This is a genomic window from Cohnella xylanilytica (genome assembly GCF_014212175.1).
Classification (GTDB): domain Bacteria; phylum Bacillota; class Bacilli; order Paenibacillales; family Paenibacillaceae; genus Cohnella; species Cohnella xylanilytica.
Genome location: NZ_JACJVR010000030.1, coordinates 1 through 25,111, shown reverse-complemented (window position 1 = coordinate 25,111; position 25,111 = coordinate 1). Strand labels below are relative to the sequence as shown.

General features: G+C 62.6%; 15 protein-coding genes. 7 read left to right on the top strand and 8 right to left on the bottom strand.

Going from position 1 to position 25,111, the window contains the following annotated elements:
• The first annotated feature begins 186 nt into the window (after window positions 1–186).
• A complete protein-coding gene (locus tag H7B90_RS08665) occupies window positions 187–1,320 on the top strand; it encodes an ATP-binding protein (protein ID WP_185135466.1) in 1,134 nt (377 codons plus the stop codon).
• Window positions 1,321–1,392: 72 nt separating this feature from the next.
• Here H7B90_RS08665 and H7B90_RS08660 read toward each other — a convergent pair whose 3' ends face one another.
• Window positions 1,393–1,950, bottom strand: coding sequence for a pyridoxamine 5'-phosphate oxidase family protein (locus H7B90_RS08660; protein ID WP_185135465.1), 558 nt, complete (start codon window positions 1,948–1,950; stop codon window positions 1,393–1,395).
• A 182-nt stretch (window positions 1,951–2,132) separates the two neighbouring features.
• Here H7B90_RS08660 and H7B90_RS08655 point away from each other — a divergent pair, with 182 nt between their 5' ends.
• On the top strand, window positions 2,133–3,293 hold the full coding sequence (locus tag H7B90_RS08655; protein WP_260410874.1) for a phosphodiester glycosidase family protein: 1,161 nt from the start codon (window positions 2,133–2,135) through the stop codon (window positions 3,291–3,293).
• 45 nt (window positions 3,294–3,338) lie between these two features.
• Here the strand turns inward: H7B90_RS08655 and H7B90_RS33350 are convergent, their stop codons facing one another.
• Together H7B90_RS33350 and H7B90_RS08645 are read right to left on the bottom strand one after the other, a co-directional pair.
• Entirely contained in the window at window positions 3,339–6,437 is a 3,099-nt protein-coding gene (locus H7B90_RS33350) for an S-layer homology domain-containing protein (protein ID WP_185135464.1), read from the bottom strand.
• Between the two features lie 53 nt (window positions 6,438–6,490).
• Window positions 6,491–8,446 (bottom strand): cadherin-like beta sandwich domain-containing protein, encoded by a 1,956-nt coding sequence (locus tag H7B90_RS08645; RefSeq protein ID WP_185135463.1) that lies wholly within the window; start codon window positions 8,444–8,446, stop codon window positions 6,491–6,493.
• A gap of 336 nt (window positions 8,447–8,782) precedes the next feature.
• On the opposite strand from H7B90_RS08645, the gene H7B90_RS08640 reads away from it, so the two are divergent.
• Window positions 8,783–9,553: a bleomycin resistance protein gene (locus H7B90_RS08640; RefSeq protein ID WP_185135462.1), complete on the top strand. Its 771-nt coding sequence runs from the start codon at window positions 8,783–8,785 to the stop codon at window positions 9,551–9,553.
• Here H7B90_RS08640 and H7B90_RS08635 read toward each other — a convergent pair.
• From H7B90_RS08635 to H7B90_RS08625, 3 genes are all read right to left on the bottom strand, one after another.
• Window positions 9,550–10,401 (bottom strand): sugar phosphate isomerase/epimerase family protein, encoded by an 852-nt coding sequence (locus H7B90_RS08635; protein ID WP_185135461.1) that lies wholly within the window; start codon window positions 10,399–10,401, stop codon window positions 9,550–9,552. The genes H7B90_RS08640 and H7B90_RS08635 overlap by 4 nt on opposite strands.
• A gap of 122 nt (window positions 10,402–10,523) precedes the next feature.
• A complete protein-coding gene (locus H7B90_RS08630) occupies window positions 10,524–13,319 on the bottom strand; it encodes a glycoside hydrolase family 3 C-terminal domain-containing protein (RefSeq protein ID WP_185135460.1) in 2,796 nt (931 codons plus the stop codon).
• Window positions 13,320–13,338: 19 nt separating this feature from the next.
• Window positions 13,339–14,328, bottom strand: a complete 990-nt coding sequence (locus tag H7B90_RS08625; protein WP_185135459.1) for a LacI family DNA-binding transcriptional regulator — start codon at window positions 14,326–14,328, stop codon at window positions 13,339–13,341.
• A 226-nt stretch (window positions 14,329–14,554) separates the two neighbouring features.
• Between H7B90_RS08625 and bglX the strand changes: the two genes are divergently transcribed.
• Window positions 14,555–16,750: a beta-glucosidase BglX gene (bglX, locus tag H7B90_RS08620; protein ID WP_185135458.1), complete on the top strand. Its 2,196-nt coding sequence runs from the start codon at window positions 14,555–14,557 to the stop codon at window positions 16,748–16,750.
• 492 nt (window positions 16,751–17,242) lie between these two features.
• Here the strand turns inward: bglX and H7B90_RS08615 are convergent, their stop codons facing one another.
• Together H7B90_RS08615 and H7B90_RS08610 are read right to left on the bottom strand one after the other, a co-directional pair.
• Entirely contained in the window at window positions 17,243–18,115 is an 873-nt protein-coding gene (locus H7B90_RS08615) for a carbohydrate ABC transporter permease (RefSeq protein WP_185135457.1), read from the bottom strand.
• A 15-nt stretch (window positions 18,116–18,130) separates the two neighbouring features.
• On the bottom strand, window positions 18,131–19,081 hold the full coding sequence (locus tag H7B90_RS08610; protein ID WP_185135456.1) for an ABC transporter permease: 951 nt from the start codon (window positions 19,079–19,081) through the stop codon (window positions 18,131–18,133).
• Between the two features lie 202 nt (window positions 19,082–19,283).
• Here H7B90_RS08610 and H7B90_RS08605 point away from each other — a divergent pair, with 202 nt between their 5' ends.
• From H7B90_RS08605 to H7B90_RS08595, 3 genes are all read left to right on the top strand, one after another.
• Window positions 19,284–21,107, top strand: a complete 1,824-nt coding sequence (locus H7B90_RS08605; protein ID WP_246578903.1) for a cache domain-containing sensor histidine kinase — start codon at window positions 19,284–19,286, stop codon at window positions 21,105–21,107.
• Window positions 21,108–21,143: 36 nt separating this feature from the next.
• Window positions 21,144–22,751, top strand: coding sequence for a response regulator (locus H7B90_RS08600; RefSeq protein ID WP_185135454.1), 1,608 nt, complete (start codon window positions 21,144–21,146; stop codon window positions 22,749–22,751).
• A gap of 214 nt (window positions 22,752–22,965) precedes the next feature.
• Complete coding sequence (locus H7B90_RS08595) at window positions 22,966–24,672, top strand: extracellular solute-binding protein (protein WP_185135453.1); 1,707 nt, start codon at window positions 22,966–22,968, stop codon at window positions 24,670–24,672.
• The last annotated feature ends 439 nt before the right edge of the window (window positions 24,673–25,111 follow it).

Below are 25,111 nucleotides of genomic sequence, written 5' to 3'. Positions count from 1 at the left end.
TATAGGCTTTCGTAATTCAGGATAAAAAGACCCATAGAAAGATCAAAATAATAATGGATATTTTTGCCGATAGATCTCGTTTGGTCTGCTCCTCCGTCGTCTTCGTCGCTGGCCAGAATAGAAGCGGACCGCTTCTATTTTGGCCTTTCCCCTATCATCTTGACTCGCCGAGGAAAGGACTGAGTTATGAAGGTTCTATCCGAAATCCCCTTGATCCTGAACGAACGGCAATTGAAGGACTTGATTCCGCTGTTATTCCTGATCCCCGGCGGGGTGTCGGTAGCTCTCGATCCCGAATGCAAGAGGATTATGCACAATCCGACGGCTTCGGAATTCCTTCGCATTAACGTCGGCGAGAACTTCTCCATGTCGGCCGACGTCAAGCCGAACGTCCGGGCTTACGACGAACACGGCCGCGAGCTGGCCGCGAGCGAATTGTCCCTTCAGCGGGCCGTCGCCGAAGCCCAGGAGAACCGGCAGATCGTCGAACTCGAGTGGCCGGACGGCGTTCGCCGGATCGCGATCTGGAACAGCAAGCCGATCTGGGGCGCGGACGGCCGAGTCGTCGGGGCGGTGTCCATCTCCGAGGACATTACCAGCTACGTGCTCGAGGAGAGGCGCAGCCGGAGCGAGCAGGTTCAGCTTCGGGTCGAGATCGAGAAGCTGGACCGACTGAAGCACGTGTCCCATCTGGCTACCGGCATCAGCCACGAGGTTCGGAATCCGCTTACAACCGTCAAGGGATTCCTTCAGGTGATGAGGGCCAAGGAGAAGTATGCGGAGGACAAGCAGGTTCTCGATATGCTGGTGGAGGAGCTAAACCGGGCGAACGATATCATCTCCGACTTCCTGTCGCTGACCAAGGTTCAGGAGAAGCAGCTCGTCCGGGGCAATCTGGTAAACGTGATCGACCGCCTGTCCCCCCTGCTGGAGAACGACGCGTTCCTCTCTCGGAAGAAGCTGTACATCCGCCGCAACCCGGTGGGCGATATTCTGCTGTATTCCAAGGAGATCAAGCAGCTCATTCTGAATCTCGTCCGCAATGCGATGGAAGCGACGCCCGCGGGAGGCAGCGTGCGGGTCGAGACCTTCCAGACCTCCCGTTCCGTCGGAATTACCGTGGCCGACCAAGGCCCCGGCATTCCCCGGGAGATCGTCGAGAAGCTCGGCACGCCGTTCCTCACGACCAAGTCGAACGGCACGGGGGTGGGGCTGGCGATCTGCTACGACATCGCCCAGCGCCACCGCGCCGTCATCGACGTGGAGACGGGCTCCCGCGGGACGGTCTTCAAGGTGGCGTTCCCCCCTCTTCCGGCCTGACCGGAAGGCTCCCTCGGCGCGACGCTAGAGAATCCCGAGGATATGCGGCTCGCGGGGGCGAACGCGGCAAGACTACGTCAAGCGCTGGCCCAGCGGGGTCGGCAAGCCGTCCAGGCTTACCCTGTTTTTCTCCCGCCAATATTGGTCAAGCCCCTCCTCGCCCTTCTGTACCGCCCACCGCTCCAGCGTATCGCGCTCCTTCTCGAACGACATGAAGGGCACGGCGAAGCCGCATGAGGTCTGCACCAGATGCACGTCGACCGAGACGATCTGCCTCGCTCCCGGCAACAAACTGAAGAGCGGGGACAGTTCGTCCCACTCCGGCGTCCCCGGGAGCGCGACCGTTCCCGCGCCGTACAGGCGCAAGATATTCGGCGGCCCTTCGAAGGCGCAGAACATCAAGGTGATTCTTCCGTTCTCCTTGAGGTGCGCGCTCGTCTCGTTGCCGCTTCCGGTCAAGTCTAGATACGCTACGCGGTTCTTGGACAGAATTCTCAGCGAATCGTACCCCTTCGGCGACAGATTGACGTGCCCTTCGCCCGATAACGGCGCGGTTCCGACGAAGAAGATATGCTGCTTGCGAATGAATGCCTCGTGCTCCGGCAGCATCTCGGCGAATCGTTTGCCCATGCTTCCCGACCCCCTGTTCCTAATTGCAATAAATAGACAATAAAAGGTATTCAACGGCGCCCCGGCGAATCCCTCCTCTCCTTCCGCTCCGGAGTTCCCGTTGGCTCTCCCTTCTCCCTTCATGAATCGAACGCGGCTGTCGATATAATAAGGGAATTCATGGAAGAAGGGGCATAGACGGAATGAAAATGCAAACAGCATGGCGGGCGGCCGCCATGGCGGTCGCGCTGACGATGACGGCGGCTTCCTCGGCCGGAGCGGCGGCCAAGACGAACGACAAAATGTACGGATACGTGGACCAGGAGGCCGGACAGACGTTCGTGCCGATCCGGTTCTTCAGCGAACAGAGCGGAGCTGCCGTTCAATGGGACAGCGCCGCGAAGCGGGTGACGATCGTCAAAGGCGACTCCAAGGTGACGCTGACGGTCGGCCGCAAGAGCGCGGACGCGAACGGGAAGAAGCTGGAGCTGGCCGCGGCGCCGTTCTCGGAGGGAGGCGTCACCTACGTGCCGCTTCGGGTCGTGACCGAGGCGCTCGGGCTCGACGCCAAGTGGAATTCGTCGCTCGCCGCGGTCCAGCTGCGGCAGGCGGATCGCGTCGTGACGCTCCCCGCCGTCGAGGTAGGCACGCGCCCGGCGAGCCAGACGGCGTTCAAGCGCGAGTCCCGGTCGTTCCGCGTCGGTTCGCGAACGATCAAGGCGGAGCTGCTGACGGTCTCGCTGCTCGCTCCGGGCGTCGACCTGTCGGTCGCGCTCGCGCGCGGCAAGGTCGGCGGCACGGAGGAGCTGAAGGGCATCGCCAAGCGCGCCGGCGCGGTCGCCGCGATGAACGGCACCTTCTTCGACGCCTATACGGATTCTTCCGTGAAGAACCCGTACGGGTATATCGCGACCGGGGGGAAAATCGTCTGGACCGCGCCCGGCGAGAACCGGACGGTTCTGGCGTTCGACGAGAATAACAACGTCGAGTTTGTGGACGGATTGGACTTCGCCGAGCGGTTCGAGCAGGGCGGCATCGAGGGCGCGCTTCAGGCCGGACCTCGGCTCGTCCGGGACGGCAAGGTAGCGGTCGACGTGAAGACCGAAGGCTTCCGGGACCCGAAGATTCTGACGGGGGGCGGCGCCCGGAGCGCGGTCGGCGTCACGAAGGACCACAAGCTCATTCTGGCGACGGTGTCCGGCGCGACGATTCCCCAGATGGCGCAGATCATGAAGCAGGCCGGCGCCCTGCAGGCGATGAACCTGGACGGCGGCGCCTCCAGCGGCCTGTATTACAACGGCCAGTACGTGACGAAGCCGGGCCGGCTCATCAGCAACGCTCTCGTCATCTTGCAGTCGGAATAAAGGAAATGGCGGTGCGGGGATTCGATCCCGGCACCGCCGTTTTATTTAGTCGATTAAGCCCGCGTACCTCATAAATCCTTGCAGCATCATAACCGCCTGCGCCCGGGTCGCGAAGTCCTTCGGCGCCGCCGTGCGGTCGGGATAGCCGTTCATAATTCCCGCGGCCACGGACTCGGCGACGGAAGACCTCGCCCAAGCGGAGATCGATCCGGCATCGGCGAAGTCCGCCAGCGTCCGGCTCTCGTCCGCGGCAGGCACCGTCGCTCCGGACAACCGAAGGGCTTGGCCGATCATGACCGCCATTTGCTCGCGGGTGATTCGCTCGTTCGGAGCGAACCGGTCGGCCTCGACTCCTTGCACGAGCCCGGCCTTCACGGCCGCCTCCACGGCCTGCGCGTACCAATCGCGGACGCCGACATCCGCGAATCGGGAGCCGGTCGCCGCTTCTCCGGTCGCAAGCCCTAGCGAGCGAACGAGCAGCGCGGTGAATTCGGCGCGGGTGATGCCGTCGTTCGGAGCGAACCGGTCTTCCGATACGCCCGTGACGATCAGCCTGGAAGCCAACCGTTCCACGGCTCCCGCGGCCCAATGCCCGTTCAAGTCTGCGAACGTCCTGGCTCCCGGTTCCACGACCGCGTAGATGCTGTTATGCGGAACGCGAATCGTCATCTCCCGCTTGCCGTCGCTCCTTGCGGCGATGGTCCCCGGAACGAATTGGAATCTCCGCGCCTCCGGGTCGAACCATACCGCCGTTAATAGGGAGGATGTCGAATCCCCGCTCAGCACGATCGAGCGAACCGAGTAGCTTCCGTCGACACTCCGAAGCTCCGTCGTCCGATCGCCCGCCGACGCCGTCACCTGGAAGTCGATGGCATGGCCGATCAGCTTCGCGCCCTGGAGGCCGGCCGCCTGCTTCAACGGCTCCGCCGCTTCGCCCGCGACCTTGGCCATCTCTACGACCACGTTCAGATCCTTCAGCTCAACGCCCATCTCCCGGGCCAGATCGTCGAGAGGGAGGGCCTTCGTCCGCAAATGATAGGAGGATCCGTTCAGCTTCGTCACGAACACCGCTTCCGGGTAGCCCGCCGCCGCTTCCGACAGGGAGGAAGCCGGGAACCGCACGCTCACGGAATCTTCCGAATCGTTGATCTCTACCGTGACGACAGTCTTGGCCGCTGTCTTCAACAGCTCCAGCACTTGATTCATCGCTTCTTCCTTCAAAGCGACCTTCTCCAGAACGGTGCCGTCCTTCCTCGTCTCCTTCTCGATCATGGAGGGGGCGATTCGCAAGAGAACCCCGCCGTCCGGACCTAAGGCAATCGTGAAGGAAGGCGCCGGCTCGGAGACGGGAGCGGAAGGCGAGGATACGCGAATGTTCGTAATCGCGATCTCCTTCACGGACTCATTGCCGACTGCGTCCCGCGCATACACGGTATACGTCCCGTTTTTGGCTGCCTCGAACTTGGCGGACGCCGTAATGTCCGTTCCGGCCGTTCCGCCCGCGAAATCCGCCGCCGTATGGCTGCCCGCCAGCCAGGCCAACTTCTCCAGACTGTTGCCGGAATCCGGACCCGTCACGGTCGCAGTTGCCGTAACGATGACCGGGCCTCTCGTGCTGCCCGTCGGGCTGTGGCTTAGCGTCAGAGAAGGCGCGTCTGTCGCGATGTTCGTGATCGCGATCTCCTTCACGGACTCATTGCCGACCGCATCCCGCGCATATACGGTGTACGTCCCGTTCGCGGTTGCCTCGAACTTGCCGGATGCCAGAATGTCCGTCCCGGCCGTTCCGCCCGCGAAGTCCGCCGCCGTATGGCTGCCCGCCAGCCAGACCAGCTTCTCCAGACTGTTGCCGGAATCCGCGCCCGTCACGGTCGCCGTCACCGTTACGGTGACCGGGCCTCTCGTGCTGCCCGTCGGGCTGTGGCTTAGCGTCAGAGAAGGCGCGTCCGTCGCGATGTTCGTGACCGCAATCTCCTTCACAGCTTCGTTCCCGGCTGCATCCCGCGCATACACGGTGTACGTCCCGTTCGCGGTTGCCTCGAACTTGCCGGATGCCAGAATGTCCGTCCCGGCCGTTCCGCCCGCGAAGTCCGCCGCCGTATGGCTGCCCGCCAGCCAGACCAGCTTCTCCAGACTGTTGCCGGAATCCGCGCCCGTCACGGTCGCCGTCACCGATACGACGACCGGGCCTCGCGTGCTGCCCGTCGGGCTGTGGCTTAGCGTCAGAGAAGGCGCGTCGGTCGCGATGTTCGTGATCGCGATCTCCTTCACGGACTCATTGCCGACCGCATCCCGCGCATACACGGTGTACGTCCCGTTCGCGGTTGCCTCGAACTTGCCGGATGCCAGAATGTCCGTCCCGGCCGTTCCGCCTGCGAAGTCCGCTGCCGTATGGCTGCCCGCCAGCCAGACCAGCTTCTCCAGGCTATTGCCGGAATCAGCGCCCGTCACAGTCGCAGTCGCCGTAACGACGACCGGGCCTCGCGTGCTGCCCGTCGGGCTGTGGCTTAGCGTCAGAGAAGGCGCGTCCGTCGCGATGTTCGTGACCGCAATCTCCTTCACAGCTTCGTTCCCGGCTGCATCCCGTGCATATACGGTATACGTCCCGTTCGCGGACGCCTCGAACTTGCCGGACGACAGAATGTCCGTCCCGACCGTTCCGCCCGCGAAGTCGGCCGCCGTATGGCTGCCCGATAGCCAGACCAGCTTCTCCAGGCTGTTGCCGGAATCAGCACCCGTCACGACCGCCGTCACCGTTACGGTGACCGGGCCTCTCGTGCTGCCCGTCGGGCTATGGCTTAACGTCAACGAAGGCGCGTCCGTCACGATGTTCGTGACGACAATCTCCTTCACCGCTTCGTTCCCGACTGCATCTAGCGCATATACAGTGTACGTGCCGTTCGCGGCTACCTCGAACTTGCCGGACGCCAGAATGTCCGTCCCGGCCGTTCCGCCTGCGAAGTCCGCCGCCGCATGGCTGCCCGCCAGCCAGACCAGCTTCTCCAGGCTGTTGCCGGAATCCGAGCCCGTCACGGTCGCCGTCACCGTTACGGTGACCGGGCCTCTCGTGCTGCCCGTCGGGCTATGGCTTAACGTCAACGAAGGCGCGTCCGTCACGATGTTCGTGACGACGATTTCCTTCACCGCTTCGTTCCCGACTGCATCTAGCGCATATACAGTGTACGTGCCGTTCGCGGCTACCTCGAACTTGCCGGATGCCAGAATGCCGTCCCAGTCGTTCCACCTGCGAAGTCCGCCGCCTCGTGGCTTCCCGCCAGCCAGACCAACTTCTCCAGGCTGTTGCCCGAAGCCTCCCCCTTCACGGTCGTCGTCGCCGTCACGGTGACCGGTCCTCGCGTGCTTCCTGTCGGACTAGCGCTCAGCGTCAGCGATGGCGCGCTCGAAGTGATGTTCGAGATGACGATCTCCTTCACCGTCTCGTTCCCGATCCCATCCCGCGCGTACACAGTGTACGTCCCATTCACGGCCGCCTGGAAACTTGCTCCGCTCAGAACAGTGCCGCCTCCGGCATTAAAGAAGCTTGCCGTTCGGGATCCTAACGCCCACTTCTTCAGAGCGACGCTACCGCTATTGTCGCTGACCGATGCCGTGATCGTTACCGCTCCGGCGGTCGGCGTACCTGCGGCCGGCGATTGGGTCAAGGCGATCACCGGGGCCTCCGCCTCCACTAGAATGTAGGTGGTGCTCGGCGCGGCAAAGGCAAGCTGGGCGTCGAGCCCGGACAAGGTGACGCTGGCTCCGGTCGGAAGCTCAATGGCCGAGCCTAGGGTAATCCCGTTCATATCCACGGCTCCCTCGGGAATCGCCAACTCGAAGATAAGCTGGTTTAAATCCCCGGGAGGCTGGCCGACATATACCGCATATTCCTTCTTCGTGCCGATCGTAAGAGGAATCCGCGGCGTTCCCGTGACGCTCGCGTCTTCCTGGTAAGTTGCGATGAACGTCAGCTTGTCTCCGCTTTTGTAAGTTCCATTCGCGGGAACCGTTATGGAAACGGAGCCGTCATTGCGAACGATCGTCAAAGTATAATTAACCTTGAACGGATTGTCCGCCGTGCCCGGAAGCGAAAGACCTGTGGTGGATACGACGATGCTCACCGCGGTCGGTCCCGGATTCAGCGAGACCGTCTCCGAGCTGCCTCCTCCGTTAACGGATACGCCGGTTGCGACGTTCGTCGGAGTTGCCGAGACCGTCAAGTCGCTCACAACGCTGCGCACTCGACCGGAATAGCCCGTTCGGTCCCCTGCGAATACCGGGTCCAACTCCACAGAACCGCCTCCGGGTTCCGTCACCTCCAGTCGATCCAGCAAAAATCGGTCGAACCTTGCGCGATGCACCGGATACGTCTTATTTTCGAAGAGGCCCCAATGTCCCTCTCCTCCCTCGGAGAAATCCCACCCCGCAAAGGTCGCACTCTGCTTCATCTCCGTCGTGCTCTTGCCGGTTCCGACGGCGGAAATTTCCGTCCGGTTCTTATCATAGTAAGAAGAGTCGGCTGCCACCGTACCCTCGAACTTCCCGACAAGACCGCCATAATCCGTAAGGGCGTTAACCGTAGCTGCCGCATAGGAATGGTTGATTTGCCCGGAGCGGACGGGGGTTCCGCTAACGTATCCCGCTAAACCTCCGACATTGTCCGTTCCTGCCACCAAGCCCGTTACGTAGGTATTCTCGATCTTCGATCCAAACATATAGCCGACCAGCCCCCCAACGAAGGAAGTCCCTTGGACATTCACGTTGATGAGCCCGAGATTGCGAATCTCGGCGTCCGACACGTAGCCGAATAACCCCAAGTTGTTGGCCGTTCCTGTAATGGTCAGATTGGAGATCGTATGCCCGTCCCCGTCGAGAGTCCCTTCAAAAGCAGTACCCCAAGGACCGATCGGATCCCATTTTGTATAACCCTCCGCGGTCAGGTCGATATCCGCCCCCAGCCGATAGTCCGCGGTCAGATTATTCCTCATCTCGTTCAACTGGGCGGCCGTCTTGATGATAAAGGGGAATTCCGCGTTTCCCTCCCCTTCTCCCGAGAAGGCGTACGCCTTCTGATGAAGGCCCAGCAGCAGAGCCATGCCGAACGCCATTATTGCCGCCAGCCGGACGGGCCAGCCGGCATGCCATCTATTTTCCATCTACGTTTGTCCTCCCCAAAAATTAGAAGAATCCCAATCATTATAGGCTAAATCTCCCGCTAATCCTATCCTATTTTCGAGCGATTTCTACGATTTTCGACTTGAAGAGCGGCACCCCCGCCTTCAATTAGAAAGAGGCCCCTTGCGGGACCCCCTGGATTGCACGGTTCGGGAACATTGACGACCAACCTTAAACCACATGACGGCGAATCCGACCGATCCGCTATTCAACACGCCCTGCCGGGCGCCGCTTTCTTCGAACCTTATCATTTGCACGAATGTTGTACGATGGAATTGAAGTGGATCCCCATACGAACCCAAGGAGGCTGCCGGAGCATGCCCAACCCTCGAACCGGAATCGGAACCGCGATCCCGATTCTCCCCTGCCGGTCCATCGACGAGCAATTGGATTTCTACCAGGCGCTCGGCTTCGAAGTCACCTATCGGCAGAGCAAGCCGAACCTGTACGCGTGCGTGCGCCATCCCATCGCGGAGCTGCACTTCTTCGTGCTCAAGCAGCTGGAGCCGGCCAACTCGTACAGCATGTGCTACGTCAGCGTGCCGGACGTGGACGCCGTCTACCGGGACCTGTGCGACAGTCTGCGCAAGGCCGGCCGCAAGGTTCCGACGAAGGGCTACCCGAAGATCGGCAAGGTCAACGACTTGTCGGAGGACCGCCGGTTTAACCTGGTCGACCCCGCCGGCAACCGCCTGTTGATCGGACAAAAGCATGCCGTTCCCAAGCCCGCCGCGCAAGGAGGAGCGCCCGCGGCCCCGGAGCCCGGCAGGCTGGCGCAGGCGTTCGACACCGCCTACCGGCTGACGTACGCCAAGGACGATCCCGCGGCGGCGGCCCGGGTGCTGGATGCCGTTCTGCCGAAGTCCGAAGAGGCCTCGGCGGCGCTCCGCTTCCAAGCCAGCGTCCTCCGCGCCGACATCGCCGCCGCGATGGACGAGATCGCGCTGGCGAAGGAGTGGGCGCGGAAGGCGGAGCGTCTGTCGTCGTCCCTCCGCTTGCCGGATGAGGCGGCGACTGCCCAAGAACGACTGCGCGAACTGCTGGCGAGCTGGGACGAGAGGGGTTGCGCGACGCCAATAGATGATTAGCGCGACGCCGTCCCTTCTCTCGCCGCCGCCCGGCCCTCGCGGACGAACCGCGCCGCCTCCGGCATCTGCTCCTCCGTGACGGCCTCCAGCGTCACGAAGCCGTGCGGCTTGTGCTGCGCGAGCAGCCGCCAGAACAGCGGGTAATTCAGCTCGCCGAGCCCGGAGGCCGTCTCCGCGAGCGAGCCGTCCGGCTGGCGGCGCAGATCCTTCGAGTGCGCGCTGACGACGCGCGGCCCGAGCAGGCGGAACGCCTCTTCGATCGTGCGATTCTGGTCCTCGAACTTCGGCGCGTTCATCAGATTGCACGGATCGAGCACGACGCCGACGCACGACGACGGGAACCGTTCGATCGTCTCCGCCAGCGTCTCGGCCGAATCGATCAGATGCCGCTGGGCAGCCTCAAGTCCGATGGCGACGCCCCAGCGCTCGGCTTCCTCGACCAGCTCCCCGAGCGCCCGGTTCAGCCTCTCGGCGTGCTTGGCGCGCAAGGCCGCGTCCGACGGATTCGCCGGGACGCCAACCTCGGTCGCCACGATCGGCGCTCCGAAATGCCGCGCATGGCGAAGATGCTCCTTGAAGCGATCGACGTTATGCCGGAACGCTTCGTCGTCCAGCTCGATCAGGCTCGCGTAGCAGCCGAGCACCGCGATCCGCACGCCGCGTTCCGCGAAGGCGCCCCCGACTTCCTGCGCGAGCCCCGGACTGAGCCTGCCGAGCGAGAAGTCGACGTCGGAGATCGCCTTGGACAACGCCAATTGAACGTAGGGGAATCCGGCGGCCGCCGCCTTCCCCGCCAATTCCTTATAGGGCTGCCTGCCGAGCAAATGAGCCAATATTCCCGCGGACATGAATCCCTCTCCCCTCTGCCTCTATGAATTCGCTTCCATGACTCTATCGATTCGATTGTAGCACATCCGCAGCGTAAAAAAGCGGAGCAGCCCCACGGCCGCTCCGCTTCCATTCCGTTTTTTTAGACCCGTCTGAACTCGATCCAATCGATCTGCAAGCCCGGCTTGACGAAGTCGAGCTTCAGCTCGTAGAAGCCTTCCTCCAGCTTGATCTTCGCCAGCTTCTGCCGTACCCATCTGCCTTCCGTCCCGTTCGTCTGCACCGTCGTCATCGAGCGGCCGTTCAGCGTCACGTGGCAGGCGCTCTGCGCCAGCTCCGTATCCGGGGACATGACGTTCACGATGATCCGGTACTCGCCGGCTTGATCGGCTTGGAACCAAGTCGATCCGTCGACGGCCGGCTTCACCTGAGCATCGGAGGACAGCGCCTGCACCGAAGCCGCAACCGAAGCCGGAGCCGCCGCGTTCGCCGGGAACGACTCGACGTTCTCGCTGATGACCTGCTTCCGGGAGAACACCGGCGCCTGCAGCAGGAAGCGGCAGATGTTCTTCGCCGAACGCTGCAGCTCGCCTCTCGTCAGCGTGCCGTTCGCAAGCGATTCGATCGTGTTGTCGTCGTACGCGTTGATCTCGGCGCCGTAGTTGGTGACGACCATGTACAGGTCGTTCTGCGCGCGCACCATGGCGTTCGTGTTCTTGCGGTCCGCGGCGCCGCCTTGGACCGGATCGTTCATGACGGCCCACCAGTCGGTCATGACGATCCCCTCGAAGCCCCATTCCCCGCGAAGAATCGTCGTGTTCAGGTCGTAATTCGAAGCCGCCCAATGCCCGTTGACCGGGTTGTAGGAGGTCATGATCGAATTCGCCCCGCCCTCCTTCACCGCGATCTCGAAGCCCTTCAGGTAGATCTCCCGCAGCGCGCGCTCGGAGACGACGGCGTCCACCTTCGTCCGGTGCTTCTCCTGGTTGTTGCAGGCGAAGTGCTTGAGCGTGGCGTAGGAGCCGCCTTCCCGGATGCCCCGGACGCAAGCCGACGCGAAGACGCCGGAGAGGAGGGGATCCTCGGAAAAGTATTCGAAGTTGCGCCCGTTCAGCGGGCTGCGCCGGATGTTGAGGCCCGGGCCGAGCAGCGTATCGATGTTGTTGCGCACCAGCTCCCGGCCTTCCAGGACGTACAGCCGCTCGACGAGCTCCGGATTCCACGTGGCCGCGAGCAGCGTGCCGATCGCCACCTGGGTCGCCTTCTCGCCGCTGTCCATCCGGATGCCGGACGGGCCGTCGGACGTGCAGCCGACCGGAATGCCGTACCGGAACAGGCTATCGCTCACTCCGCCGAACGCGGATGCCGTGCCCGGCGTGACGAGCGGGCTGCTCATGCCTTCGCCCCGGACGATGGCGGCGAGGTCCTCGTCGCTGAGCTGAGCGACGAAGGCGTCCAGTCCGATTTTCCCGTCGCGCACGTCTCGCAGCTTGTATCCCTGGTCGCCGGTCTGCTCCAGCGTCGGAGGCAGGTGGCTCCGGATGCGGTCCGCCATCGAGACCTTGCGCGTCGGCACCTGCTCGTAGACGAGCTCGTAAGAGCCGTCGGCGTTCCGGGCTCCCGGCTTCATCCGCTCGAAGCTCTTCGTCGGCGCCATCGCCTCCTGCAGCTGCTCCGCGACTTGCAGCTCGTTCAAGACGTACCCTTCCTGTCCCTCGAAGCGGACCGCCGCCAGCTTCTTGACGCTCGTTCCCGCATAAAAACGGTAAGTCCCCTCTTCCAGCACGTAAGCGGAAGGATGTCCCGTCGCGCCGGCGTCGTCGTAGGCCGCCATGGAACGGATCGGGAAGCTCACCGTCACGCGCTGCGACTCGCCCGGACGGAGCAAGCGGGTCTTCGCGAAGCCCGCCAGCACTCTCGCCGGCCGGCCCAGCTTGCCTTGCGGCGCTTCATAGTAGACCTGCACGACCTCTTGGCCTGCGTACTCGGCTCCCTTGTTCGTGACCGTCGCGTCGATGGAGACGACGGCTTCGATACCGGTACCGGCCGCGATCCGCGCTTCTTCCGGCACGACTTCGAACGACGTATACGACAGCCCGAAGCCGAATTCGAACTGGACGCGGTCCGGACGGAACGTCTCGAAGTAGCGGTAGCCGACATAGATGTCCTCTTGGTAGAGGTTGGCGAATTCGTTGCCGTAATTGCGGGTCGACGGATAGTCGTCGATGGAATACGCGATCGTGTCGGTCAGCTTGCCGCTCGGCGTCACGTCCCCGGCCAGCACGTCGGCGATGGCGTTGCCGCCTTCCATGCCGCCGTGCCATGCGTAGACGACGCCCGCGATCGGATGGACGTACTCGTCCTCCAGCCAGCTCATATCGATGATGTTGGAGACGTTAAGCACGACGACGGTTTGTTCGAAATGGGAAGTTACCCGCTTCAGCATCGCCTTCTCGTCGTCCGTCAGCCGGTAGCTTCCCGGCTCGTCGGCGTTGTCCTGGTCCTCGCCCGCCGTGCGCCCGATGACGACGATCGCCTTGTTCGACCGGCCGCGGGCCGCCGCCGCCAGCTCGTCGGTCAGGGGCATCTCCTTCTGGTTCCAAGGCTCCGCGGCCCAGCCGCCGCCTCCGTTATCGAACGGATTCTCTTCGATCCACCGCTCGTAGACGGACGCCAGCTCTTCGTCGACGGCGACGTTGGCCTTGGCCCGCAGGCCGCCCAGCAGATTCGTCGTGTACGCGACGTTGACGCTGCCGCCCGACCCGGTGCCGCTGCGGTAATAATTCACTTGAATCCGGCCGAAGATCGCGACCCGGTCCCCCTCGCGAAGCGGAAGAACTTGTCCCTCGTTCTTCAGCAGCACCGCGCCTTCCGCGGCGACCTCCCGGCTGAACTCGGCGAAGCCTTCCAATGGTACTCCGATTTGCTGCGTGCTCAATGGATTGTCCCCCTGACGGTTATTGTTCGCTTGCGACCCGCTTCACCGAGTTCCCCTCGACGAGCCGGACGTATACCCTCTCGGTCTCGACCGGTTCGCCGCGGATCATCTTCGCCATCTGCTCGGCGGCGAGCGCTCCCCACTTGCGCATCGAATAGTCGATGGTGGCCAGCCTCGGGCGCATGTACCGCGACAGCTCGATATTGTCGAAGCCGATCAGATGCACGTGCTCCCCGACGGCGAGCGACGTGCGTTCCTCCAAATACTCGATGACCCCGATCGCCATATCGTCGTTCAGGCAGAAGACGCCGACGGGCTTCCCGCCGCTCTCGAACGCCGACGCGATCCGCTCTCCCGCCGCGTAGCCCGACGCCTTGTCGAAGGCGCCCGGCAGCTCCTCGAAGACGACGCCGGGCTCCCGCTCGACCGCCTGATGGACGGCGCGCATGCGCTGGCGGGCGTCGTAGGAGCCTTCCGGGCCGCCGACGACAAGGATGCGATCGAGCCCTTGGTCGAGCAAGTGCTCGATGGCCAGCGTCGCGCCCGCCTTGTTGTCGAGCAGCACCAGGTTCACGTTCGGATGCTGCAGCTCGCGGTCCAGCACGACCAGCTTGTGCCCCCGGTCCGCGTATTGGAGCAGCTCTTCGTCCGGGAACCTCGCGTCGAGGATGATCGCCCCGTCGAACGTTCTCTCCGGAATCATCCGGCGCGACCTCGCCCCGCTGCAGACGACCAGATCGTAGTCTCGGCGGCCCAGCTCCTCCTTGACCCCCTGGAGAAGATCCCCGTAGAAATGCCCGTAATAATCCGTCAGGTACATGCCGACGAGCCGGGACTCCCGCTTCTTGAGCATCCGGGCCGCCCCGTGGGGGACGTAGCCCATCTCGTTCGCGATGGCCAAGATCCGCTCGCGCGTCTCCTTCATGATCCGGTCGCTGCCGTTGAGCGCGTAGGAGACCGTCGAGATGGAGACGCCCGCCTTCTTGGCGATATCCTTGATGCTGACCATGAACCGGTTCGCCTCCAATCGCTTCGAAACGTTTCAACCTCGCGCCGGAAAACCCGAATCGAGCGGTGTTCCGGGCCCCCGACGCTTTTCACTGTTCTAACTTTAATGCATTCCGGTACCGGATTCAACTGTAAAATGACGTTTGACGCCTACGGACGGCGGATTTATAATCGCTGTAGAAACGTTTCGACAAAACGCAGCCAACCAGAAAGAAGGTAATCATCCGATGTCCACACCGACCTCCTCTCCCTTGCGGGAGAAGCTTCCGCTTCACGTCTATCTCGAACGGATGACGCTGGAGGAGAAGATCGCGCAGCTCATCCAGCTCGCCGTCCCCTTCTTCGAAGGCGCCACCGACGCGGGACAGATTACCGGCCCGATGGCCTCGCTCGGCATTACGGAAGAGACGGTCCGTAACGCCGGATCCGTGCTCGGCATGGCCGGCGCGCAGGAGACGATCCGCGTCCAACGGACGCATCTGGAGCGCAACCGGCTCGGCATCCCGCTGCTCATGATGGCCGACATCGTGCACGGGTTCAAGACGATCTTCCCCGTCCCGCTCGCCATCGGCTGCTCCTGGAACCCGGAGCTCGCGGAACGGAGCGCGCAGATCGCCGCCAAGGAAGCGTCCGTCTCCGGCGTCCACGTCACGTTCGCGCCGATGGTCGACCTTGTGCGCGATCCGCGATGGGGGCGCGTCATGGAATCGACGGGCGAGGACCCGTACTTGAATTCCGAGTTCGCCCGGGCGTTCGTTCGCGGCTTCCAGGGGACCGACCTGTCCGGGGATCCCGACCGCGTCGCCGCCTGCGTGAAGCACTTCGCCGCCTATGGCGCGGCGGAGGCCGGCCGCGATTACAATACCGTGGACATGTCGCCCCGCCAGCTCCGCGAGTTCTACCTGCCCGCCTACAAGGCGGCGCTCGACGAAGGCTGCGAGATGGTGATGACGTCGTTCAACACGGTCGACGGCATCCCGGCCACGGGCAACGCTCCGCTTATGCGCCAGCTGCTGCGGGAGGAGTGGGGCTTCGGCGGCGTGCTCATCTCCGACTGGGGCGCGGTGAAGGAGCTGATCGCGCACGGCATCGCGGCCGACGAGTCGGAAGCGGCCTTGAAGGCGATCCGGGCCGGCGTCGACATCGAGATGATGACTGCCTGCTACGCTCACCATTTGGCCGAGCTTATCGGAAGCGGCGAAGTGGACGAGGCGCTCGTCGACGAAGCGGTCATGCGCATTCTGCAGCTCAAGGAGAAGCTGGGGCTGTTCGACAACCCGTATCGCGCGGCGGACCCCGAGCGCGAGAAGGAGATCGTGTTCTGCGACGAGCACCGCGCAGCCGCGAGAGAGATCGCGCGCAAGTCCGGCGTGCTGCTCAAGAACGACGGCGTGCTGCCGCTGAAGCCGACGCAGCGGATCGCGGTCGTCGGCCCGTTCGCCCGCAGCGGCGACCTGCTCGGGCCGTGGTCGTGGACCGGCTCGCAGGACGCCGTCGTCCGGCTCGCGGACGCGATCGGCGGCAAGCTTAGCGCGCCGGCGGGCCTGACCGTCGCCGAGGGCTGCGGCATCGAGACCTGGGCGGAGGAGCAGTGGACGGAGGCGGCCGCCGCGGCTCGGGACGCCGACGTCATCGTGCTCGCGCTGGGCGAGCACTCGGACATGAGCGGCGAAGCCGGCTGCCGGGCGGACATCCGCCTGCCGGGCGCGCAGCTCGAGCTTGTCCGGCGCGTCCATGCGCTGGGCAAGCCGGTCGTCGCCGTCCTGTTCAACGGACGGCCGCTCGACCTGCACGGCGTGTTCGATGAAGCGAACGCCGTGCTGGAGGCCTGGTTCCCGGGCTCCGAAGGCGGCCTGGCCGTCGCCGACCTGCTGTTCGGCGACGCCAATCCGTCCGGGCGCCTGACGATGTCGTTCCCGTTCAGCGTCGGGCAGGTGCCCGTCTACTACAACGCGTTCAACACCGGCCGCCCGCAAGGCGCTCCGGACGCGCAAGTCCGCTACGTCTCGCAGTATCTGGACATCCCTAACGAGCCGCTGCTGCCGTTCGGCTTCGGACTCTCCTACGCGACCTTCGAATACGCGGACGCCAAGCTGTCCGCGGAGACGATGACGCCCGAGCAGCCGATCTCCGTCTCGGTGCGCGTGACCAATACGGGAGCGGTCGCCGGCATCGAGACCGTCCAGCTCTACGTGCGGGACGTCTCGGGCGAGGTCGTCCGCCCGGTGAAGGAGCTGAAGGCGTTCCGCCAGATCGAGCTGCAGCCGGGCGAGAGCCAGGTCGTCGTCTTCGAGCTTCGCGAGGAGCAGCTGCGCTACTACCATTCCGACCTGTCGCATTCCAGCGACGCGGGCGCCTTCGTAGCGTTCGTCGGAGCGAACAGCCGGGACAACGTCTCTCTCCCGTTCCGCCTCGTCAAGTAAATAGCCCAGAGCCCTCGGCCGACACCGAGGGCTCTCCTTGTAGGCTTCGCGCGGGCTTCGTCCCCGATGGGGTTCTCAGGGGGGGCCGGGAATTCGCAGGTTTCGTTGGGTTCGTGAGGTTCGCGGCTCCGTGGAGTTCGCTAGGTCCGTGGAGTCCGTTGGGTTCATGGGGGTCGCGGGGTTCGCGGGGTACGCTCGATTCAGGGTTGCCTGGGGTGCGAATCTTGCATGAAGCTGCTCGCAGCCCAAACAGCCCCCGGCGGCCGGGGGCTGTTGTTTAACGGTTTAGCGTGTATTGCGCGATGGGGAGGGGTCGGTTTAGGTCTTGGGCCGGTTTAACAGGAGCAAAAAGGCGAAATCGTTCTGTAGCAACGAAGTGGTCGCCTTGGCCGCCGGATTCCATCCTTTTCTGGGGTTACATATCCAAGGAATCCGGGGGCAACAGCGAGCGGAAGAACGATTCGTACCGTGCGGGCTTATTTACGAGTCAAATTACTCTTTTACTGCGCCTATCACGATCCCCTTGACGAAATACCGCTGAAGGAACGGATAAATGATCAGAATCGGAAGCGCCCCGATGAAAATCTGCGAAGCCCGCATCGTCCGCTGCGACATATTGGCGATCGCCGCCGCGTCGAACGACGTCATGTCCGCCTGCACGATCAGCGTCTGCATGAAGCTCGCGAGCGGAAGCTTGGCCGCGTCCTTCATATAAATCAACCCGTCGAAGTACGCGTTCCAGTGCCCGACCATCGTGAACAGCGCCACCGTGGCGAGCGAAGGCAGCGACACCGGCAGGTACACCGAGAAGAAGCTTCGCAGATGGCCGGCGCCGTCGATGAACGCGGCTTCCTCCAGCTCCTTCGGCACCGTGCGGAAGAAGTTGAGCATCAGGATGATGTTGTACACCGCCACCGTGCCCGGCAGGATAAGCGCCAGCAGGTTGTCGATCAGGTTCAGCTTCAGAATGAGGATATAGCTCGGAATGAGTCCGCCGCTGAACAGCATCGTGACGACGAAGTACCACAGATAGACGTTGCGGGCGCGGAACACGCGCGTCTCCTTGGACAGCGCGTAAGCCGCGATCGAGTTGACGAGCATGCCGAGCGCCGTCCCGAGCACCGTCCGCTCGATGGACACCCACAGCGACTGAAGGAACCGGGCGTTCTCGAACGTCTTGGCGTACGCTTCGAACGTGAAGCCCTTCGGCCAGAACGTGACGAGCCCGCCGTTGGCGGCGGCGCTGGAGCTGAGGGACACCATGAGCAGGTGGAACATCGGCAGCAGGCACAGAATCGCGATGACCGTCAGAAGCGCGTTGTTGAAGACGGTGAACACGCGGTATGGGATCGTTTTGTGATACATGGCGCTTCCCCCTCTCTAGAAGATCCGGTAACCGGCGAATCGGTAAGCGAGCCGGTACGAGAACACGATCAGGACCAGGCTGATGACCGACTTGAACAGGCCGACCGCGGTCGCGAAGCTGAACTGGCCGCTCAGCAGGCCTTCGCGGTAGACGAACGTGTCGATGATGTCGCCCTGCTGGTAGATCATCGGGCTGTACAGGTTGAACACCTGGTCGAAGTTCGCGTTAAGCACGTTGCCCATGGCCAGCGTCGCGACGACGATGAGCATCGGCAGCAGCGACGGGATCGTAATGCTCGCCGTCTGCTTCCAGCGGGACGCCCCGTCGACCTCTGCCGCCTCGTACAGCGCCGGGTTGATGCCCGAGAGCGCCGCCAGGAAGACGATCGTGTTGAACCCGAACTCCTTCCAGACGTCGCTCGCGACGATCGTCAGCCGGAACCAGGTGCCGTCGCCGAGGAAGAAGATCGGCTGGATGCCGAAGACGTTCGACAGGAACTGGTTGACGATGCCGGTCTGGCCCAGAACGTCGATCAGAATGCCGGACAGCGTCACCCAGGACAGGAAGTGCGGCAAGTAGACGAGCGTCTGGATCGACCGCTTCAGCCCCATGTTCCGGACCTCGTTCAGCAGCAGCGCGAAGGCGAACGGCACGATCAGGTTGAGGACGATCTTCGAGCAGGCGAAGATCAGGGTGTTCAGCGTGATTTTCATAAAATAGTCGTTCGAGAACATGTACTGGAAGTGCTTCAACCCCACGAAGGGGGAATGAATGAAGCCGAGCCGGGCCTTGTAATCCTGGAACGCCATAATGATGCCCGCCATCGGAACGTAGGAGAATACAAGCACGAGCAGCGCCGCCGGCAGCACCATGAGATGAAGCGACCACGGCTGCTTGTAGCCGCGCCCCTTCTCCGCCCGCCGCCGCTCCGTGAACTTGAGTCGCTTAGACGTGTTTGCTTCCATAAACTGTCACCCGTCTCCATAGATTTGTCGGTTGTAATCGGGCGAACCCTTGTTAAGCTATAGTAGCAACGAACCGAGGCGCGGAACTATAAGACATTGTTAGGATCGATAGGGTTTTGTTAGGGACATTCATCAAGGGGGAACGAATCGTATGCTCGCAGGAACCGGGGTGGCATTGGATCGCAGGAGGCGGCCGGTCAGAATGAGCCTGTTCGCCAAATATCTGGGCCTGATCGTGCTGCTGTTCATTCCGATCGGCCTCTTGTTCGCCTATTCCAACCAGGTCGCGAACCGCGTCATCGGCCAGGAGCTGCGAGATTCGAACATCAAGCAGCTGTCGTTCCTGTCCAGCCAGATCGACTCGCGGATCAACCAGACGATGGACTTCGTGTTCACGTTCGCCAGAGACCCCAACGTCCAGAAGTTCAACGGCCTCAACCTGTGGGACGACCCCTACGACCGGATGCAGACGCGTTACACGATCCAGGAGAAGCTGGCGCTCCAGTCCGGCATCGTGAACATCTGGCCCGTCGAATTCACGGTCTATTCCCAGCTGCACAAGGAAGCGATCTCGAACTCCAGCACGAACATCGAATACGACGAGAAGTACCTTCAGCGGCATATGTCCGGGAAGTGGACGTACGAGGACGGAGCGGCCGCCGGAGACGAGGGGAAAGCCTTCCGCTGGTTCTACACGAACGCGCTCGGGCAGCAGAACGAGCTCAAGGGAAGCAATCTGGTCGTGCAGGCCAGCTTCGGGCCGGGCAACATCCAGAACATGCTGGACACGTACAAGGAAGGCGGTCAAGGCGATCCCCTGTTCTACTCCCCCGGCGAGCAGCCGATCCTGAACCGGAGCGCGTCTCCGGAGCTCGCCCGCGAGCTGAAGCGCTATCTGGACTCGCAGACGGTGGAGGATACGAGGCAGAGCACGGTCGAGCTGCAAGGGCAGAGCTACCTGGTGAGCCTCGTGAAGTCGCCGCTGCTGGACTGGTATCTCGTCGACCTCGTGCCGCTCGACCGGATTCTGGGTCCGATCTCGTCCACCCGGAACCTGTTCTACCTGTCGCTGGCGCTGCTGTTCGCGATCGGAGCCTTCATCTCGGTGCTGCTCTACCGGGACATCCAGCGCCCCATCCTCAAGCTCATTCGAGGCTTGCAGAAGGTACAGCGCGGCGACTTCGCCGCCCGGATCGACGCGAAGGCGAGCCACGAGTTCACCTATCTGTTCTACCGGTTCAACGACATGTCCCGTCAGATCGAGAGCCTGATCCGCAACGTCCTGAGCGAGAAGCTGCGGGCCCAGGAGGCGACGATGAAGCAGCTTCAGGCTCAGATCAACCCTCATTTTCTATACAACTGTCTCGGCTACATGATCAACATGGCCCAGATGAAGGACGAGGAAGCCGTCGTCACGATGGGCTACAACCTCAGCTCGTACTACCGCTATATCACGCGCATGGAGAAGCCGACCGCCAGCCTCGCCGACGAGATCAAGCTGATCGTCAACTACCTGGACATCCAGAAGCTGCGCAACGGACGGATCCAGTACGCCATCGACATCCCGGAAGAGATGCTGGGGCAGCAGGTCCCCCGCCTGCTTCTGCAGCCCGTCGTCGAGAACGCGGTCATTCACGGCGTCGGCAAGTCTTATTCGTCCGGGGAGATTCGTGTCAGCGGAGAGATCGCGGACGGCTTCTGCCGGATCTACGTCGACGACGACGGCCCGGGCATGGACGCGGAGAAGCAGGAGCGGCTCAATCAGAAAATGAAAGGTCCCCTGCAGGAAGACATGGGCTGCGGGCTGTGGAACACGAACCAGCGCCTTCTCCACCTGTACGGAGAGCGGTCGTATCTCTTCTTCGCGAAGTCTTCGCTCGGCGGCTTCCGGACGGAGATCGTCTGGGAGGTTCCCCGCGGGGGCTCCGGGACGGGCTTCGCGAACGCGGCGGGCGGCAATGGCAACGGCAGCGGAAACGGCAATGGCAACGGCAGCGGCAATGGAATTGGCAACGGCAACGGTTGACCCTGCATCATCGCGACAAGGAGGAGCCCTCATCTTATGCAACTGTTAATCGTAGACGACGAAGCCCATTGGGTGGACAACCTGTCCATGCACAAGCCCTGGCATACGCTCGGCATCGAGCACGTCCACCGGGCCTATTCCGCGCGCGAAGCGCTGCAGCTCATCGACGCGAATCCGGTCGACATCGTCATCTCGGACATTATCATGCCGGAGATGACCGGAATCGAGCTGATCGAGAAGGTTCGGAGGCACGACCGGCGGATCAAGTGCATTCTGCTGTCCGGCCACGCCGAATTCGAATACGCGAAGGAAGCCGTCCGCAACCACGCGGTCGACTATCTGCTCAAGCCGCCGACGGACGAGGAGCTGTTCGGCGCCGTGCGGGCCGCGATCGGGCAGCTCCGCGAGGAGTGGGAGAGCGTGAGCTCGCTGGAGCGCACGCAGTTCGCGCTGCGCGAGAACCTGCCGCTGCTGCGCGGGCAGCTGCTGCTCGGCGCCTTCCGCGGGGAGCGGATGCCGGCCGAGGAATGGGCGCGCAAGATGGACAACTACGGCATCCCCCATCGCCAGGGGGAATGCGCGCTCGTCCTCGTCCGGCTGGAGGACGAGTTCGATCCGTACCGCCATAACGGCCAGCATCTGCTCGAATACGCGATTACGAATATCGCGGAGGAGGTTTTCCGCGAGTTCATGGAGGTGTGGAGCGTCAAGGAGGAGCACGGCTACTTGGCGTTCCTGCTGCAGCTCAGGAGCGGTCTTGCCGTGGACAGGCCGGACATGCTGCTGGAGAAGCTGGCGATGCAGGTGCAGGCGAAGGTGAAGCAGTTCCTGAAGGGCTCTCTGTCGGTCGTCCTGACGGAGCCGTTCGAGTTCCCGGCTCAGCTGGCGGAGCAGTACCGGCGGGCGTCGTCTTACTTCCGGCGGATCGTCGGGGACGAGCGGGAATTCATCGTCAAGGCCGACGGCTCGGAGCCGGCCGAAGAGCAGGAGCCGCTGGACGTCATCCACCGGCATCCGGCGCTTCTTCATCTGCTCGAGGCCGGTCGTTGGGACGCGGCCGAGGAGAAGCTTGGCGCGGCGTTCGCGGAGCTGGAAGAGAAGGGCTCCGAATCGTGGGAGCACTGCCTCGAGGTCGGCTTCGCGATCGGGTCCGCCTTTATGCACTTGGCCCACCGGAACGGGCAGACGCTGGCGGCGCTGCTCGGGCCGGACCTGGAACCGATGCAGAACGGCGAGGCCTTCGCATCGATCGGCCGGCTGCGCAAGTGGTCCATGGGCGCGCTCGCCAAGCTGCGCGAGGGAACGGCGCACGAAGCCCGGGACGCGCGGTCGCAGTATGTCGCCAAAATCAAGGAGTACGTGGAGAACAACCTGCACCGCGACGTGTCGCTTCGGGCGCTCGCCGATCACGTCAACCTGCATCCGACGCATCTGTCGAAGATCTACAAGCTCGAGACGGGCGAAGGAATCAGCGACTACGTGGCCGCCGTCCGGATGGACCGCGCCTGCCGCCTGCTGAGGACGACGGACAAGAAGATCTACGAGATCAGCGCCGAGATCGGCTACCTGGATCCCGCCTACTTCATCAAGGTGTTCAAGCGCCAGTTCGACGTCACGCCGCAGGAATACCGGGAAGGCCGGTGACGGGCCGATGACGGGCCGCGATGAGCCGATGATGAGCCGGTGGTGAGCCGCCGGCTTGTGCGCCGGCGCAGCGAATAGCTTGAACGCCGCCGCCCCCGCCGGGAACAGCCTAACAGAGTCCTACGAAAACTAATATCGCCATATGGATGCCATCCCCGAACCCTTGATAGAGTTAACACAAGCAGTCACCTTACAACGTTGGGGGATAGACAAAATGAGCAAACTCAAGAAGTCCTGGCTTCTTCCGGCGGCGATGTCGTTCGTCGTCTTGGCGGGCTGCGCGGGCGGCGGCAACGGCAACGGCTCCCAGAGCCCGGCGGCGAGCGGTTCGGGCGCCAGCGCTTCGGCCGGAGCCTCCGGCGAGCAGTCGGCGGCGGACGCGGCGTTCGCGAAGGGCAAGTACGACCCGCCGATCGAGATCAGCACGATTCTCATGCCGAAGACGTACACGAAGGGCGATACGAAGGAGAACAACGTCCACACCCGGTGGATGGAAGAGACGCTCGGCATCAAGCTGAGCAAGGACACGTGGTTCCCGGCCGGCAGCGACCAGTACAAGCAGCAGCTCCAGCTCGCCCTCACTTCCGGCGAGAAGCTGCCCGACTTCATCATGGTGCCGACCGATCCGGTTCTGACGAACCAGCTGATCGACTCCGGCGAATTTATGCCGATCGACGAGCTGTTCGACAAGTACGCCAATCAAATCTGGAAGGACCACGCGGCCGAGCACCCGGAGCTGTGGTACCCGTTCACGAAGGACGGCAAGCGTTGGAACCTGCCGATTCTCGAATACACCGACAACGACGACACAGTTCTCTGGCTGCGCGAGGATTGGATGGAGAAGCTTCACCTGGAAGCTCCGAAGACGATCGCGGATCTCGAGAACATCATGGATAAATTCAAGAACCAGAACCCGGACGGCCTCGCTCCGAAGGACGTCTATCCGCTCGCCGTCTCGCTGAAGAACAACACGAACACGTGGATGGGCGGACTCGACTGGCTGTTCGGCGCCTACGGCACGATCGAGGAGCAGTGGAACAAGGACGCGAGCGGCAGCCTCGAGTACGGCTCCGTCAATCCGGGCGCGAAGCAGGCGCTTGCGAAGCTGCAGGAGTGGATGCAGAAGGGCTACATTCACCCGGACGCCGCTCTGTGGGACGAAGGCAAGTCCGCCGAGATCTGGACCAAGGGCGACGCGGGCGTGCTGCCGGGCGCGAACTGGGTGCCGGACTGGCCGGCTCCGGACCTGATCAAGAACGTTCCGGGCGCGAAGTACAAGGCGTATCCGGTTCCGGCCGGGCCGGACGGCAAGATCGGCACGAAGTGGCAGAACTCCGGGGTCAACAGCAGCTTCATGGTCAACAAGAACGCCAAGCACCCCGAAGCCCTTATCCTTTACTACAACTATCTGCTCGACAACCTGGCGAACCCGAGCGCCGGCAGCAAGTACGAGTACGGCTTCGCCCAAGGCTACGACTGGGATATCGTGGACGGCCAGCCGACGAGCGAGGAGTCCAAGATCAAGGACTTCAACAACGACTTCCCGTTCATCACCGGACCGGCGCGCATTCCGGACCTGTACATGAAGACCCTCGTCAAGCTGGCGGACGGCGCGCAGCCGGAGACTCCTTACGAGAAGCAGCTGTACCAATTCCGCAAGCCGGAGAACTGGGCCGCCGCGAAGGTCGTCATGTCGCAGATGGACGTTCGCAAGCAGAACTACTTCACGGGCGCGGCCACGCCGACGATGGTGTCCAAGTGGAACCTGCTCCGCCAGTCCGAGCTGGAGACGTTCAACAAGATCATCTACGGCAAGCTGCCGGTCGACGCGTTCGATTCGTTCGTGTCCAACTGGAAGGCGAACGGCGGCGATCAGATCACCAAGGAAGTCAACGAGTGGTTCAAGTCCGTATCGCAATAAGCACAACGACGAAGGACGGCCCGAGAGCGATCTCGGCGCCGTCCTTTTCGCGCTTGCAACCTATTGCAACCTATTGCAACCTATAGGGCTCGGCCTAGTCCGAATTGTTCAGATTATGTCGAGTTTTGTCATTTATAATGATCTCCACAAAGATTGGATCGACAAGGTGGAATCGAACGATATGCAGCCCGACGTGCATTCCGATATGCTCGACGAAATCCATAAATTAAGCCGCGAAGAGGAACAGAGGTACCGCTTGCTTATGCATTACCTGCGATCGATTAACCACAAGAAGGGGCAACGCGGCTTTCTTAGGAAGTTAAAGATTCAATGGGCAGCCCATCAAAAAAACCGTTGACGGCGTTTGTGTGATTTTTCGAATAGCATCGTCGAATAACACAAAAGCAATTGAATGGTGTACGATTTTTCATACAAAAAA